General features: G+C 67.8%; 11 protein-coding genes. 5 read left to right on the forward strand and 6 right to left on the reverse strand.

The window, feature by feature from the left end; translation table 11 throughout:
• Positions 1 to 12 precede the first annotated feature (12 nt).
• The 3 genes from BXA07_RS03320 to BXA07_RS03330 are packed head-to-tail and all read right to left on the reverse strand — an operon-like array spanning position 13 to position 2,301.
• The gene (locus BXA07_RS03320) at positions 13 to 372 is read right to left on the reverse strand and encodes a nucleotide pyrophosphohydrolase (protein WP_076565505.1); all 360 of its coding nucleotides are present in this window, start codon (positions 370 to 372) and stop codon (positions 13 to 15) included.
• Positions 369 to 863: a GNAT family N-acetyltransferase gene (locus tag BXA07_RS03325; protein ID WP_244556155.1), complete on the reverse strand. Its 495-nt coding sequence runs from the start codon at positions 861 to 863 to the stop codon at positions 369 to 371. The genes BXA07_RS03320 and BXA07_RS03325 overlap by 4 nt, the downstream gene beginning before the upstream one ends.
• A gap of 4 nt (positions 864 to 867) precedes the next feature.
• Complete coding sequence (locus BXA07_RS03330; protein ID WP_076565704.1) at positions 868 to 2,301, reverse strand: cytochrome P450; 1,434 nt, start codon at positions 2,299 to 2,301, stop codon at positions 868 to 870.
• Between the two features lie 113 nt (positions 2,302 to 2,414).
• Between BXA07_RS03330 and BXA07_RS03335 the strand changes: the two genes are divergently transcribed.
• A complete protein-coding gene (locus tag BXA07_RS03335) occupies positions 2,415 to 3,272 on the forward strand; it encodes a helix-turn-helix domain-containing protein (RefSeq protein WP_076565508.1) in 858 nt (285 codons plus the stop codon).
• A gap of 140 nt (positions 3,273 to 3,412) precedes the next feature.
• Here the strand turns inward: BXA07_RS03335 and ilvB are convergent, their stop codons facing one another.
• Positions 3,413 to 5,167 carry a biosynthetic-type acetolactate synthase large subunit gene (ilvB, locus tag BXA07_RS03340; RefSeq protein ID WP_076565510.1) on the reverse strand — a complete coding sequence of 585 codons (1,755 nt, stop codon included), beginning with the start codon at positions 5,165 to 5,167 and terminating at the stop codon, positions 3,413 to 3,415.
• A gap of 99 nt (positions 5,168 to 5,266) precedes the next feature.
• On the opposite strand from ilvB, the gene BXA07_RS03345 reads away from it, so the two are divergent.
• Both BXA07_RS03345 and BXA07_RS03350 read left to right on the forward strand, forming a co-directional pair.
• Positions 5,267 to 5,728: an Lrp/AsnC family transcriptional regulator gene (locus BXA07_RS03345; RefSeq protein ID WP_076565511.1), complete on the forward strand. Its 462-nt coding sequence runs from the start codon at positions 5,267 to 5,269 to the stop codon at positions 5,726 to 5,728.
• A gap of 92 nt (positions 5,729 to 5,820) precedes the next feature.
• Positions 5,821 to 8,310: a TonB-dependent receptor gene (locus BXA07_RS03350; RefSeq protein ID WP_076565513.1), complete on the forward strand. Its 2,490-nt coding sequence runs from the start codon at positions 5,821 to 5,823 to the stop codon at positions 8,308 to 8,310.
• Here the strand turns inward: BXA07_RS03350 and BXA07_RS03355 are convergent.
• Positions 8,307 to 8,966 (reverse strand): response regulator, encoded by a 660-nt coding sequence (locus tag BXA07_RS03355; protein WP_076565515.1) that lies wholly within the window; start codon positions 8,964 to 8,966, stop codon positions 8,307 to 8,309. The genes BXA07_RS03350 and BXA07_RS03355 overlap by 4 nt on opposite strands.
• Complete coding sequence (locus tag BXA07_RS03360; protein WP_083708007.1) at positions 8,963 to 9,874, reverse strand: histidine kinase; 912 nt, start codon at positions 9,872 to 9,874, stop codon at positions 8,963 to 8,965. The genes BXA07_RS03355 and BXA07_RS03360 overlap by 4 nt, the downstream gene beginning before the upstream one ends.
• A 442-nt stretch (positions 9,875 to 10,316) precedes the next feature.
• Here BXA07_RS03360 and BXA07_RS03365 point away from each other — a divergent pair, with 442 nt between their 5' ends.
• Together BXA07_RS03365 and BXA07_RS31565 are read left to right on the forward strand one after the other, a co-directional pair.
• On the forward strand, positions 10,317 to 11,135 hold the full coding sequence (locus BXA07_RS03365) for an NF038120 family PEP-CTERM protein (RefSeq protein WP_076565518.1): 819 nt from the start codon (positions 10,317 to 10,319) through the stop codon (positions 11,133 to 11,135).
• 1 nt (position 11,136) lies between these two features.
• A complete protein-coding gene (locus tag BXA07_RS31565; protein ID WP_076565520.1) occupies positions 11,137 to 14,301 on the forward strand; it encodes a S8 family serine peptidase in 3,165 nt (1,054 codons plus the stop codon).
• Positions 14,302 to 14,373 lie beyond the last annotated feature (72 nt).

Consider the following 14,373-nt stretch of genomic DNA (forward strand, 5'->3'; position numbering starts at 1 on the left):
ACGGGTGGGGGATCAGTACTCGCTGTATTTGCGCGCGTCGCCGCGCACCTGCGCCGCCGGGTATTTCTGCGCGTTCAGTTCCATCTTTTCCAGCACGGCCGCGTGCAGGTCGACGCCGCTCTTGTCGGCCAGGCGCACCAGGTACATCAGCACGTCGGCCAGTTCGTGGCGGATGCCCGCGCGCTTCGCCTCGTCCAGTTCGTTATCCGCGCCCGTGGGCAGCCACTGGTAGTGCTCGGCCAGTTCCGCCACTTCCACGGACAGGGCCATGGCCAGGTTTTTCGGCGTGTGGAACTGGTCCCAGTCGCGCTCGTCGGCAAAGGCGCGCAGGCGCGCGCGGATGTCGAGCAGGCTGTCGGATGGGGCGCTCATGCGGCCGCCTGCAGCGGTTTTTCCATGAAGACACTGAACGGGTCATCGCGATAGCCGCCGTACGGCCCGCGCCGCTGGTAGCCGTGGCGCGCGTACAGGGCGATGGCCTCCGGCTGGTGGATGCCCGTCTCCAGGGTCAGCAGGCGGCAGCCGCGCGCCAGCGCCTGTTCTTCCAGCAGGGCCAGCAGGCGCTTGGCCAGGCCCAGGCCGCGGCTGTCCGGGTGCACGTACATGCGCTTGACCTCGCCGAAATCGGGCGTGACGACGATGGCGCCGCAGGCGCGCGCCGCGCCCGCCGCATCGCGGGCGACGGCAAACAGCAGCGTGTCGGGCGGCACGGAGGCCAGGTCCAGCGAGTAGACGCACTCGGCCGGATACAGCGTTTGTTGATATGCATCCAGTTCGGCGATCAGGGTTTGCACGTCCGCTTGTTGCGGCGATTCCAGGAAAATTTGCATGGGGAAAAGCACGTTGACTGAGATTGCCCCCATGGTATCACTGCGGCCGCGCCAGGCGCATGCTCAGGCCCACGGGCGACATCACGAAACCCATCAGTTCCTGCGCCTCGCCGCCGTCCGGCGTATCGACGCCGGCGATGTCGAAGCTGCCCAGCAGCATGGCCATGGCGATCTTGATTTCCAACAAGGCCAGGTAGCGGCCCGGACACGTGCGCACGCCGGCGCCAAACGGCATCGAAGCGCGCTTGTCGTTGGCCTCGCCGCTCTCGGCCAGCCAGCGCTCTGGCTGGAACGCCTGCGCGTCGGGAAAATGCGCGTCGGAGACGCTGTCGTGGCGCATCACGCACCACAGCATGCTGCCGGCGGGCACGGCCACGTCGCCCACCACCGTGTCGCGCAGCGCTTCGAGCGGGAGGTAGGGCGCCACCGGTTTCAAGCGCATGGCTTCGCTGGCGCAGGCGCCCAGGTAGTCGAGGCTGTCCATCTGCTCCAGGGTGAACTGCGCCACGTCGGGCGCCAGGCGCCGCACTTCCTCGCGCGCCTTCGCCAGGCTGTGCGGATGGCGCTGCAGCAGGTAGATGATCCAGGAAATCGTGTTGGCCGTCGTGTCTTCGCCCGCCAGCAGCATGGTCAGCACATTGCCAGCCACGGCGCGGTCGTCCACGCCGCTGCCGGCTTCGTCGGCGGCGACAATCATGGCTTCGAGCAGGTTGGGCGGCCGCACGCGCCGGGCGGGATCGCGCTCCAGGCGGGTGCGCGCCTGCCGCACCAGGTCGGCCACGGCCACGTCCAGCGCCGCCACGTCGCGGTCCAGGCGCCTGTCGACGGGCAGCTTGACGTAGCGCCAGTACGGCACCATCGACAGGCTGCGCCGCGCCACGGCCGGCAGGATCGCGTCGAGGTGGCGCTGGATCACGTCCTCGCCCGATTCGAGCGTGTTGACTTCCGTGCCGAAGGCCAGGCCGGCAATGATGTCGACCGTGTAGCGTTTCAGGTCGCCGTCGAGGCCGATCGCTTTGCCTTGCGTGGCGGCAAGATGCCAGCGCCGCTGCAGGCGCTGCGCCACCGCCACCAGCGCGGGGAAATACGCCTTGATGGCACCCGGCGCCATGCCGGCCATCACCATGCGGCGCTGGTTGCGCCACGCCGTGCCCTCGGCCAGGAACAGGCCGGGGATGCCGCCCATTTCCACGGAAATCGTGTAGCTCGACAGCGGACGCCGGAAGCCGTCCGGGCGGTCGCGCAGCACCGCCGCCACGGCTTCGCTGTCGGCCACCACCAGCACCAGGGTGCGGCCGAACCAGGCGCGCAGGTAGGGGCCGTAGCGCCGCACCCAGCCTTCCACGTCGCGGTGGATACGCGGCAGTCGTACTTGCAGCGCGTTGCCGATGATGGGCAGCGCGAACGGCCCCGGCAACTGGCGGATCTGGCGCAGGGCCGTGGTGGCGGCGGCGTGGTCGAGCGGGGGCATGACGGACTCCTGGTGGATGGCGACAATGACATCACTGTAGCGCGCTTGCGCACCCGCGTCTTGAACGAATACGACATCGCGCGGCGCGCGCAATTGCCGGTACAATCGTCGCCATGCCTGCCGCCCCTACGCCCCTGACCCGTCTGATCGCGCCGCGCACGGCGCTCGCTTCCTGCGTGCGCGCCATCCTCGTGCGCGACACCACGGCCTGCGCGCCCCTGCCGCCGGCCCAGCGCCTGAACCGCTTTCCCGCCGTGCCCATGTGCAGCATCATCTGGACCGTCACCGGCGACGTGGAGGCGGCCGGGCCGGGCCTGTCGCTGCCGGACGTGCGCATGCCGCCCGCGCTGTTCGGCGGCCCCCGTTCGTATCCGCTGGTCAGCTATAACCCCGGTCCCGTGCACTCGTTCGTCGTGATGTTTTACCCGGACTCCCTGCATGCCTTGACGGGCATAGCGATGGCGGCCTTGCTGGACCAGTTCCGCCCGCTCGACGCCGTGTTTGGCGCCGACTGGCTGGCCCTGTCCGACGCCGTGCTGGCCGCGCCCGACGACGCCGTCCGCGTCAGCCTGGTGGAAGACTTTCTTGCGCCGCGCTGGCAGCTGGCGCGCAAGAACGGCGACCATCCGGCCGGCGCCGTGCAGGACTGGGTGCGCCGCCTGGGCGTGCAGGCCGCATCGACGGGCCTGGCCAGCAGCGCGCGCCATATCGAGCGCCGCATCAAGGCTTGGGCCGGCCAGCCCATGCGCACCTTGCGCCGCATGCGCCGCGCGGAGCAGCTGTTCCTCGACGAGCGCGGCGCCATCCTGCAGGGCACGGCGTCCTGGTCCGACGTCGCCGCCAGCGGCGGTTACGCCGACCAGGCGCATTTCTGCCGCGAGACGCGCGAAATCACGGGCTTGAGTCCCACCGAGCTGGCGCGCGCCATCCGCGACGACGAGAGTTACTGGGTCTATCGGATTTGGGCTTGATGCCTGACCAAACCTACTGCGCGTCGGTATAGGCGGCCTGCGATGCTCGCCGTACTGGAGTACGGTTGCGCTTCTTAGCCACCTCTCCCTTCCGCTCGCTACGGTTTTGTCAGGCATCTGGACGCCGCGGGGGATAGGTATTACGTAGCGGGTTCCTGGAATACCATGCCTTTTGCCAAAGTGACTTCATGGTGGCCCGCGCCGGGGGCCATCATGGGGAAGCAGTTTTCCGCGCCGTGCACGCGCACGTCGAGGAAGTAGGGGCCATCGGACGCCAGGCAGGTAGTCAATGCCGCGTCGAGCTCCTCGCGCCGGGAGACCGTGTGGGCCTGCCAGCCGAAGGCGCGCGCCAGGGCGACGAAGTCGGGCAGCGCTTCCGTGTAGCTGTGGCTGTAGCGCCCGCCGTGTATCAGTTCCTGCCACTGGCGCACCATGCCCATGTAGCCATTGTTCGACAGCACCACTTTCACGGGCAGGCGGTGCTGCACGGCCGTGGCCAGTTCCTGGATATTCATCAGGATCGACGCGTCGCCGCTGACGCACACGACGCACTTGTCCGGGTGGGCGATCTGCGCGCCGATGGCGGCCGGCAAGCCATAACCCATGGTGCCGGCGCCGCCCGAGGTCAGCCAGCGGCGCGGCTGCTCGAAGCGCAGATGCTGCGCGGCCCACATCTGGTGCTGGCCCACGTCGGTGGAAACGATGGCGTCGCCGCTGTCCATGCTGTCGAGCGCCGCCTGCAGCCGCCGCATCAGCGCCTGCGGCGCGATCACGTCCGGCGTGTCGTCGAACGCCAGCGAGTCCTGGGCGCGCCAGCCGTCGATGCGCCGCCACCACGGCTGGCGGTCCGCCAGCAATCGCCCGCGCAGCTGTTCCAGCAGGGCGGCCAGCACGGGCGCGCAGTCGCCGCGCAGGGCCACGTCGGCGCGCACCACCTTGCCGATCGACGCCGGGTCGATATCGATGTGGATGACCTTTGCGCCGGGACAGAAGGCGTCCAGGCGGCCCGTCACCCGGTCGTCGAAGCGGGCGCCCACGCAGACGATCAGGTCGGCATGGTGCATGGCCAGGTTCGCTTCCAGCGTGCCGTGCATGCCCAGCATGCCGAGGAAGGCCGGGTGCGAGGCGGGAAAGGCGCCCAGGCCCAATAAGGTCAGGGTGCACGGCGCGGCCGCCAGTTTCACCAATTGCTGAAAGGCAGCGCAGGCGGCGGGGCCGGAATTGACGAGGCCTCCGCCGCCATAGAACACGGGCCGGCGCGCGGCGGCGATCAGGCTGGCGGCCCGTTCGAGGTCGGCCGCTGCCGGCAGCGGCAGCGCTGACCGCGTGGCGGGGGCAGGCGCCGTCGTTGCCTGCACCGGCGCCAGCTGCAAATCCTTGGGAAAGTCGACCAGCACGGGGCCGGGCCGGCCCTGCGTTGCCTGCGCGTATGCTTCGCGCACGACGGCCGCCGTTTCATCGGCCGCGCGGATTTGCCGGTTCCACTTGGTGACGGGGCGCGAAATGCCCAGCGCGTCGCATTCCTGGAAGGCGGCCGTGCCGATGCTGGTGGTGGCCACCTGGCCGCTGATGCAGATCACGGGGATCGAATCGCACAGGGCGTCGAGCAAGCCCGTGGTGGTGTTGCTCATGCCGGGACCGGACGTGACGAAGACGACGCCGGGCCGGCCTGTGCTGCGCGCATAGCCTTCGGCTGCGTGCACGGCTGCCTGTTCATGGCGCACCAGCACGTGGCGCAAGCGGGGCTGGGCGTGCAGCGCGTCGTACAGGGGCAGCACGGCGCCGCCCGGGTAGCCAAAGACGGTATCGACGCCCATCGCCAGCAGGGTGTCGACCAGGATGCTGGCGCCGTTGTGGGATGCGTGAGCGAGGAGGGGAGCGGGATCGGGTTTCATGGCCTTATTTTCTGCCTGATGCGGCAGAAAAGGCTGCTGGTTTTCTCGTATAGAATGCAGTATTCAGCAAATTTTGCTGTCAAATAAGGATTATGCAGAATGAGGCTGGATAAATTCGACCTCGCCATCCTGGCGGCCCTGCAGCAGGACGCCCGCATCAGCCTGCACGACCTGAGCGCCAAGGTGGGCCTGACTTCGTCGCCGTGCTGGGCGCGCATCAAGCGCATGGAAGACGATGGCGTCATCGCGGGTTATACGGTGAACGTCAATGCGGCCAAGGTGGGGCTGGCCGATACCGTCATCGTGCAAGTGACGCTGGACGACCATTCCGACCAGGCCCTGTTCGAGTTCGGCCACGCGCTGGCCATGATCCCGGAAGTGCTGGAAGCGTTTCTTGTGTCCGGCGACTACGATTACTACCTGCGCATCGCGGTGAGCGACACGCGCGACTACGAACGCCTGCTGCGCGAGCGCCTGTATAAAATTCCCGGCATCCGCCACAGCAAATCGAGCTTTGTGTTGCGCCAGCTCAAACAGAGTTACCTGCCCTTGCAGCGCTAGTTCCCAGCACGGCGGGAGTTTTTCCCTAGCCCATCCCCGGTGGCTGTTCGATACTGGACAGTAATAAAACCACTATAAAAACGGGGATACGCATGAAACTGACTTTATTCGCGGCCGCCGCCATGGCGCTGTGCCAGGCGCAAGCGGCCAACCTTGCCGCCGACGCCAGCCCGATCATCGCCGGCGACTTGCCCACCGTCATCATCACGGGCAGCATGCCGCTGCCCACCGTGGAGCAGCCGCGCGACGCCCTGGCCGCGCCCGTGCAGACGGCCAGCGCGCAGCAGATCGCCGCCAGTGGCGCGCTCGACATTTCCGCTTTCCTGCGCCGCAACCTGGGCAGCGTCTATGTGAACGACGTGCAGAACAACCCCTTCCAGCCCGACGTCAGCTACCGAGGCTATACGGCCTCGCCGCTGCTGGGCACGCCGCAAGGCTTGTCCGTGTATCTCGATGGCATGCGGCTGAACCAGCCGTTTGGCGACGTCGTCAGCTGGGACTTGATTCCGCGCATGGCGATTGCCTCGCTGACCCTGATGCCCGGCTCGAATCCGCTGTTCGGCCTGAACACCCTGGGCGGCGCGCTGGCCCTGCAGACCAAGGATGGTCTTAGCAATCCCGGCACGGCCGTCGAGGCGCGCCTGGGTTCGCACCAGCGGCGCGCCGTCGAGGTCGAGCATGGCGGCAGCAATGCGCAGGGCTGGCACTGGTATGCGACGGGCAATCGTTTCAAGGAAGACGGCTGGCGCGACGATTCGCCGTCGGACGTGCGCCAGGTCTTCGGCAAGCTGGGCTGGAGCGATGCGCGCACGGATATCGCCGTCACGGTGGCCCATGCGGACAATGCGCTGACGGGCAACGGCTTGCAGGAACAGCGCCTGCTGGCGCGCGACTACCGCAGCGTCTACACCAAGCCCGATGTGACGCAGAACAAGTCCACGCTGTTGAACCTGACGGGCAAGCACCAGGCCGGCGATGCCGTCTTATTGTCCGGCAATGTGTACTACCGCAAGATCGACACGCACACGTTTAACGGTGACCTGAACGACGAGTCGCTCGACCAGTCCGTCTACCAGCCCGGCGCGGCCGAGCGGGCGGCGCTGGCGGCGGCCGGCTACACGGGCTTTCCCGCCAGCGGGGCGAATGCAAGCAATACGCCATTCCCGAAATGGCGCTGCATCGCCAACGTGCTGCTGCACGACGAGCCGGCCGAAAAATGCAACGGCATGCTCAACCGCAGCCATACCGAGCAGGAAAACTATGGTTTTACGGGCCAGCTCACCGTGCTGGCCGACGTGGCCGGGCAGCGCCACAGCGTCACGGCCGGCGCCGCCTTCGATGCCAGCCATGCCACCTTTCGCCAGACGAGCCAGTTCGGCTATCTGAACCCGGACCGCAGCATCACGCCCGTCAACTTCTTTGCCGATGGCACGGAAATCGACGACGACGGCACGCCCGTGGATAACCGCGTCGACTTGAGCGGGCGCATGCGCACGTGGAGCGTGTATGCGAGCGACAGCATGGCGTTGAATCAAGCGTTGACCCTGACCATCTCCGGCCGCTACAACCGCAGCACGGTGCGCAACCGCGACGCCATCACGCCCGGCGGCGGCAGCGGCTCGCTCGACGGCGACCACCGTTTCAGCCGCTTCAATCCCGCCATCGGCCTGGCCTATGCGCCGGCCGGCGGCACCGGCGCCTATCTCGGCTACAACGAAGGCAGCCGCACGCCGACGGCCATCGAACTCGGTTGCGCCGACCCGGAAAACCCCTGCCGCCTGCCCAATGCCATGGCCGGGGACCCGCCCTTGAAACAGGTGGTGACGAAGACGTGGGAAGCGGGCCTGCGCGGCAAGTTCGCCGACGTGGCCCGCTGGAGCGCGGGCCTGTTCCGCGCGGAAAACCACGACGATATCCTGTTCGTGGCCGATAACCAGGCCGGTTTCGGCTACTTCAAGAATTTCGGCAAGACGCGCCACCAGGGCGTGGAGCTGGCGCTCGACGGCAAGGCGGGCGCGCTGGACTTCGGCGTCAACTACACGTGGCTGCAGGCGACGTATCAGAGCCGCGAGCTCGTCAACGGCAGCGCCAACAGCAGCAGCGACGCGCAGGCGCCCGGCCTGGAAGGCAATATCGTCATCACGCCCGGCAACCGGATACCGCTGACGCCCAGCCATATCTTCAAGGCGCATGTGGATGTGCAGGGCGGGCGCGACTGGACGGTGGGACTGGCCATGACGGCCGTGTCGAGTTCCTATGCGCGCGGCAATGAAAACAACGCGCACCAGGCGGGCGGCCCGTCTTACCTGGGTTCCGGCAAGAGCGGCGGCTACGCCGTGGTCGAGCTGAACGGCAAGGTCCAGCTGACGCGACAGCTGAGCGTGTTTGCCCAGGTGAGCAACCTGTTCGACCGCAAGTACGCGACTGCGGCCCAGCTGGGCGCGACGGGCTTCGACGCCAGCGGCAATTTCGCCGCCCGGCCGCTGCCCGCCGTGAACGGAGAATATCCGATGGTCAACGCGACCTTCTATGCGGCCGGCGCGCCGCGCAGCGTGAATGCGGGCCTGCGCTACGCGTTTTAAGGATGAATACTTTCGATGACGCCATTGCGCAGCGCCAGGTGCACGAGGGCGGCGGGGCCGGGCACGTCGAGCTTTTCCTTGATGCAGGTCTGGTGGTTGGCCACCGTCTTGCTGCTCACGTGCAGCAGGCGGGCGCAATCGGCGGCGCTGTGGCCGGCGGCCAGCAGGCGGAAGATTTCGAATTCGCGCTGGCTCAGGCTGCTCAAGCGCTGCGCTTCCGTGCCTGCCGCGTCGTGCAGCACGGCGGGCGCGCTGTGCGGGTCCAGGTAGCGCCGGCCCGCGTGGGCGGCGCGCACGGCGTCGACCAGGTGTTCCGGGTCGGCCTGCTTGCTGACGAAGCCGCAGGCGCCGCCGTCCAATGCGCGCGCGATCAGCTGCGGCGTGTCGTGCATGGTAAATACGAGCACGCGGGCATGGGCGTCGCGCGCGAGCAGCTTGCGCAGCAGTTCCAGGCCGCCGATGCCTGGCATGGACAAATCCGTCACGCACACGTCGGGCGCGTGCTCCTGGTGCAAGACATACGCCGTTTCGCCATTGCCCGCTTCGGCCACGACGGCGATGTCGCCCCCTTGCTCCAGCAGGCGGCGGTAACCGGAGCGCACCACCGGATGGTCGTCCACCAGCATCACGCGGATCGGGCCCAGCGCCGCGTTCATGCCGCGCCAGCCGTCAGGGGCATGGCCACTTCGATGCGCAAGCCATTGCCCAGCGCGCTGATCCAGCGGATATGGCCGCGCAGGCCCGCCACGCGCTCGCGCATGCCCAGCATGCCGAATCCGCTGTGTTCCGTGTTGTCCTGGCGCAAACCCCGGCCATTGTCTTCGATGGCCAGGTGCAGCACGCCGTGCGCATCGGCGCGCAATTCCACCGTGGCATGGTCGGCGCCCGCGTGGCGCGCCACGTTCGTCAAGCCTTCCTGCACCAGGCGGTAGATGGCGATGGCCGTGCTGTCGTCGAGGCCGGCGGGGATGGCGTGCGACGCGTAGCGGCAGGCGATGCCGTGCTGCTGCGCCCAGCCGTCGCACAGGGCCTGCAGGGCCGCATCGAGTCCCAGGCTGTCGAGCGCGGGCGGGCGCAGCCGGCGCAGCATGGTGCGCACCATCGCGTGCAGCGCTTCCGACGAGCGGGCGATGCTGGCCGCGCAGGCCTGCACGTTCGCCTGGTCGCCGTCGCGCGCGCGCAGGATGTAGCTGGCGGCGGCGCGGATGGCCGTGCAATCCTGTCCCACCTCGTCGTGCAGCTCGCGCGCCAGCGCGCAGCGTTCGTCTTCCTGCGCGCGCATCAGGCGCTGCGTCAGCGCGCGGTTCTGCGCCAGCAGGGCGGCCACCTGGCGCCCCCGCCGCACGGCAAAGCCGGCCAGCGCCAGCGCCAGCAGCAGCAGGCTCAGGGCCAGCTCGTCGAGCTGCCAGTGTTCCTGCCCCAGCAGCGCGTGCGCCAGCCGTTCCGACAGGTCCAGCCTGGCGGCAAGCAGGAAAAAGGCCAGCGCCAGCACACCGGCCAGCAGGACGGCGCGTCCGGGCCGGCCGCGCGTGCTGGCCTGGGCGCTCAATTGATAGTGTTCCATGCTGCACGCTCCCTGGGATCGGTCGATATGAATGTTGTGCAATCTTCATGCCATCGCCGCAGGGTGGGCAGGGGCGGGCCGCATGGGCGTGCGGAGCAGGCGGAGTGTTCCAGGATGGAACAGGTGTACCGCGATGTGACGGTGTGCCGTAGCGGCGCGTCCAGGCGCGGTTTTCCAGCTTATCCGAAGTTGCAGGCAGATGCAGGCGCGCACGTTTGACGACGCGGCCGCCGTTGTTCAAATGTAACGTTGAGATCCGTCAAATGTTCATAGACGAGACAAAACAAAGTTCCGGAATGTTAGATAAAAAATAAATAAATGATATTAAAAATATGATATTTATTTTGTGCAATTTGCTATATTTGCTGGCACTTTTGTGAAAAAGCTGCAAGCGGGCGCCAGACCTGCCGACCTTTCTATCCATAACAACCAAGGGACCAGAATGAATCGTTCATCAAATGCAGCGCGGGTATCGCCCGCCACCGTCCATCCATCCGCTACCCGCGGCCGCAAGACCCTGCTATCCGCCCTGGCCGCGCTGGCGCTGCTGTCCTCGACGCCGGCCATGGCCGGCATCCTGACCTTCGACAGCTTGCGTCCCGACGTGTATGCAAGCGGGCAGACGCTCAATACGTCGAGCTACAACCTGCATTTCCTGGCCGACCCGACTACGGCGGCCGGCGGCGGGGTCAGCGGCGTGGGCGCCATCCTCGACGGCCGCGTGGGCTCGTCGTGCGATATCGCCGCCTGCCCGCAGGGCGCCAGCGGCAACTACCTGGCCATCCTCAACGATGGCGGTGTGAATTTTTCGCGTGCCGACCGCCAGGCGTTCAGCCTGGCCGGCTTCGACTATTCCTTCATCGCGCCCGTGTCGGGCTTGCCCGACATGCAGTGGGGCGAGCTGCAGCTGTTCGGCACCCTGAGCAATGGCCAGGTGATCAGCACCTCGCTGGCGTTTCCCGGCCAGGGCAGCGATGGCAATTACCATTTCCAGAGCGCTTCCCTGCTGGGCGGCTTCGGCAACTACGCCTTCACGGGCCTGACCTTCAGCGCCTGCATTTTCAATGACACTGGCGCGTGCAGCAATTCCCTCGATTTCCCCGCCTTCAACCAGGGCCAGTTCGCGCTCGACAACATCAACATCAGCGCCGTGCCGGAACCGTCGACCTACATGCTGCTGCTGGCCGGCCTGGGCGCCATCAGCATGGTTGCGCGCCGCCGCGCCGGCAAGTCCGCAGCGTTCGCCGTGCAAGGAGCGTGACATGAAACTACGTCCCGTCTCGCTCGCCATCCTCCTGCTGGCCGCCAGCCTGGCGCAAACGGCGCAGGCGCAGGAACGCCGTTCCTACATCGTGCAACTGGTCGACAAGCCGGCCGCTACCTACACGGGCCAGGTCGCGGGCCTGGCCGCCACCAAGCCAGCCCCGGGCGCGCGCATCAATGTGGGCGCCGCCGACGTGCAGGCTTACCTGAACTACCTCGACACCAGGCAGGCCGCCGTGGCCGAAACCGTCAGCGCTGCCGAAATCACGCACCAGTACAGCGTCGTCTTCAACGGCTTTTCCGCCCTGCTGACAGACGATGAAGTGCGGGCCCTGAAGAAGAACAGCGGCGTGGCCAGCATCAGCGCCGACTCCATCCTGCAGCTCGACACCAGCTACACGCCCAGCTTCCTGGGCCTGGACAAGCCGGGCGGCCTCTGGGAGCAGCTGGGCGGCAAGGCGCACGCGGGCGAGGACATCATCATCGGCATCGTCGACAGCGGCATCTGGCCCGAGAACACGGCCTTTGCCGACCGCCTCGACGAGAGCGGCGTGCCCAGCCACAGTGGCAGCAACGTCGTGTACGGCCCGCCGCCAGCCGGCTGGCAGGGCACTTGCCAGACGGGCGAAGGCTTCGGCGCCGAGAACTGCAACAACAAGCTGATCGGCGCCCGCTACTACCGCGCCTCGGGCGCCGCCCTGCACTGGACGGAATTCCGTTCGCCGCGCGATTCCGTCGCCGGCCCGACGGGCCACGGCGGCCATGGCACGCACACGGCCTCCACGGCCGGCGGCAACAATGGCGCGCTGGCCACGTCGAATGGCGTGTCGCTGGGCAAGGCCTCGGGCATGGCACCGCGCGCCCGCATCGCCGCCTATAAAGTCTGCTGGACGGCCGCCTCGACGGGCCGCAACGGCTGCGCCACGGCCGACAGCGTGGCCGCCATCGACCAGGCCGTGAAGGATGGCGTCAACGTCATCAACTTCTCCATCGGCCCGAACGCGGGCGGCGGCGCCTTCGACGAGCCGACGGAAGTGGCCTTCCTTGGCGCGGCGGCGGCCGGCGTGTTCGTCGCCACGTCCGGCGGCAATTCCGGTCCATCCACGCCCGCGCCCGACGTGCCGGCGCCCGTGTCGCACATCAGCCCCTGGCTGGCAACGGTCGCCAATTCCACGCATAACCGCCTGTATGCGGCGAACGTCATCCTCAGCAACGGCAGCAAGCTGGAAGGCGCGTCGAGCAATGCGAAGACGCCGGCGCTGCCGCTGATCCGCTCGCGCGACGCGGGCCTGGCGGGCGTGTCGCCGACGGACATCAACCTGCTGCGCTGCTACGGCGCGGCCGACGCCACGTCCGCCTACCTGGACCCGGCGAAAGTGGCGGGCAAGGTGCTCGTGTGCGACCGTGGCGGCAACGTACTGGTCAACAAGAGCGCAAATACCCGGACGGCGGGCGCGGCGGGCGTGGTCATCGCCAACGTGGCTGGCGGCGCCAACACCATCGTCAACCAGGCGCACGTGCTGTCGACCGTGCACCTGGCGCAGGCGCAGGGCGACGCGCTGAAAGCCTTCATGGCGGCGACGCCCGACGGCACGGCGGCCCTGGGCGAAGTCCATACGATCCCCGACACCACGGTGCAGGCGCCTATCGTCAGCGACCGCTCCTCGCGCGGGCCGAACGTGGCCAATGCGAATATCCTGAAACCGGACCTGTCGGCGCCCGGCACCAACGTGCTGGCCGGCGTGACGGCCGACCTGACGCAGGCGCAGCGTGACGCCGTGGCGGCCGGCGGCGCGGCGCCCGTGGCCGAGTGGGATTTCTATTCCGGCACCTCGATGGCCAGCCCGCACGTGGCTGGCGTGGCGGCGCTGCTCAAGCAGCAGCATCCGGACTGGTCGCCTGCGGCCATCAAGTCGGCGCTGATGACGACGGCCTTCAGCACGTATTCCGATGGCTTGAACGGTTCCGTGTCGTGGGATGCCACGGCGAAGAACTCGGGCCAGCTGCCGTGGGGGCAGGGCGCCGGCCACATCGCGCCAAACAGCGCGGCCGATCCCGGCCTCGTGTACGACATGTCGGAAATCGACTATGCGCGCTTCCTGTGCGGCCTGAACCTGAAGGTCTACACGGCCGCCACCTGCCAGGCCATCGGCACCATTCCTGCCTATAACCTGAACCTGGCGTCGCTGACGGCGGCCAACGTACTGGGCACGCAAACCTTGACGCGCACGGTGACGAACGTGGGCGCCAGCAGCGCCGTCTACAATGTCTCGGCCAGCCTGCCCGGCTACACGGTGGCGGTGACGCCCACGAGCCTGAACCTGGCGCCTGGTGCCAAGGCGCAGTACCAGGTCAAGCTGACGCGCACGACGGCGCCGGCCAATACCTGGACCTACGGCGCCCTGAGCTGGACGGATGGCACGCACACGGTGCGCAGCCCGCTGACGGCGCGCGGCACCTCGCTGGCCGCCATACCGCTGGTCAGCAGCGAAGCGGCCACGGGCAGCAAGGTGCTGACCCTGGGCACGGGCTTCACGGGCGCGCTCGTCGGCGTCAAGTCGGGTCTCGTCGAAGCCGTGCGCGAAGCGCGCACGATCGGCCAGGCGACGACGGGCGCTGCCGCATCGGCCGCCTGCAAGGCGGGCGGCGCCACGGGCGTGAACGTGCACAACGTGGTGGTCCCGCCCGGCACCCTGGCGGCGCGCTTTGCCACCTACGACGCGGAAACGACGGGCGGCGCGAATACCGACATGGACATGGAGGTCTACAACGCCGCCAATGTGCTGGTCGGCAGCAGCGGCAATGAAAGTTCCAACGAGCAAGTGGAACTGCGCCTGCCCGCCGCCGGCACCTACAAGGTGTGCGTGATCGGCTACGCGCCGCAAAACGGCCAGGCCGACTACACCCTGTCGTCATGGGTGCTGGCGCCGGGCTTGAACAACGGCAGCTTCAAGGCGCTGATGCCGGGCACGGCCTACATGGGCGGCACGGCGTCCGTCGCGCTGAGCTGGTCCAACCTGGCCGAAGGCAAGCGCCACCTGGGCGCCGTCGGCTACCAGGTGGGCGGCGTGGTGCAGGGCGTGACGGTGGTCGAGGTCAATACCAATGATCCCGTGCCCCTGTTCCAGAACGCGCGCGGCGCCAGGCCGGTGCTGGCTGAATAAGCCTTTCTTTGCGTGAACGCAAGGCGTGCCTCCTGGCACGCCTTTTTTTATGCATGCCCCCCGTCAGGGAGG

Source organism: Janthinobacterium sp. TND4EL3 (assembly GCF_900156175.1).
Lineage (GTDB): Bacteria > Pseudomonadota > Gammaproteobacteria > Burkholderiales > Burkholderiaceae_D > Janthinobacterium.

Excerpts from the sequence above, each read along its gene's own strand:
- BXA07_RS03320 (WP_076565505.1), bottom strand. The coding sequence starts at position 372 with ATGAGCGCCCCATCCGACAGCCTGCTCGACATCCGCGCGCGCCTGCGC.
- BXA07_RS03325 (WP_244556155.1), bottom strand. The coding sequence starts at position 863 with ATGGGGGCAATCTCAGTCAACGTGCTTTTCCCCATGCAAATTTTCCTG.
- BXA07_RS03330 (WP_076565704.1), bottom strand. The coding sequence starts at position 2,301 with ATGCCCCCGCTCGACCACGCCGCCGCCACCACGGCCCTGCGCCAGATC.
- BXA07_RS03335 (WP_076565508.1), top strand. The coding sequence starts at position 2,415 with ATGCCTGCCGCCCCTACGCCCCTGACCCGTCTGATCGCGCCGCGCACG.
- ilvB (WP_076565510.1), bottom strand. The coding sequence starts at position 5,167 with ATGAAACCCGATCCCGCTCCCCTCCTCGCTCACGCATCCCACAACGGC.
- BXA07_RS03345 (WP_076565511.1), top strand. The coding sequence starts at position 5,267 with ATGAGGCTGGATAAATTCGACCTCGCCATCCTGGCGGCCCTGCAGCAG.
- BXA07_RS03350 (WP_076565513.1), top strand. The coding sequence starts at position 5,821 with ATGAAACTGACTTTATTCGCGGCCGCCGCCATGGCGCTGTGCCAGGCG.
- BXA07_RS03355 (WP_076565515.1), bottom strand. The coding sequence starts at position 8,966 with ATGAACGCGGCGCTGGGCCCGATCCGCGTGATGCTGGTGGACGACCAT.
- BXA07_RS03360 (WP_083708007.1), bottom strand. The coding sequence starts at position 9,874 with ATGGAACACTATCAATTGAGCGCCCAGGCCAGCACGCGCGGCCGGCCC.
- BXA07_RS03365 (WP_076565518.1), top strand. The coding sequence starts at position 10,317 with ATGAATCGTTCATCAAATGCAGCGCGGGTATCGCCCGCCACCGTCCAT.
- BXA07_RS31565 (WP_076565520.1), top strand. The coding sequence starts at position 11,137 with ATGAAACTACGTCCCGTCTCGCTCGCCATCCTCCTGCTGGCCGCCAGC.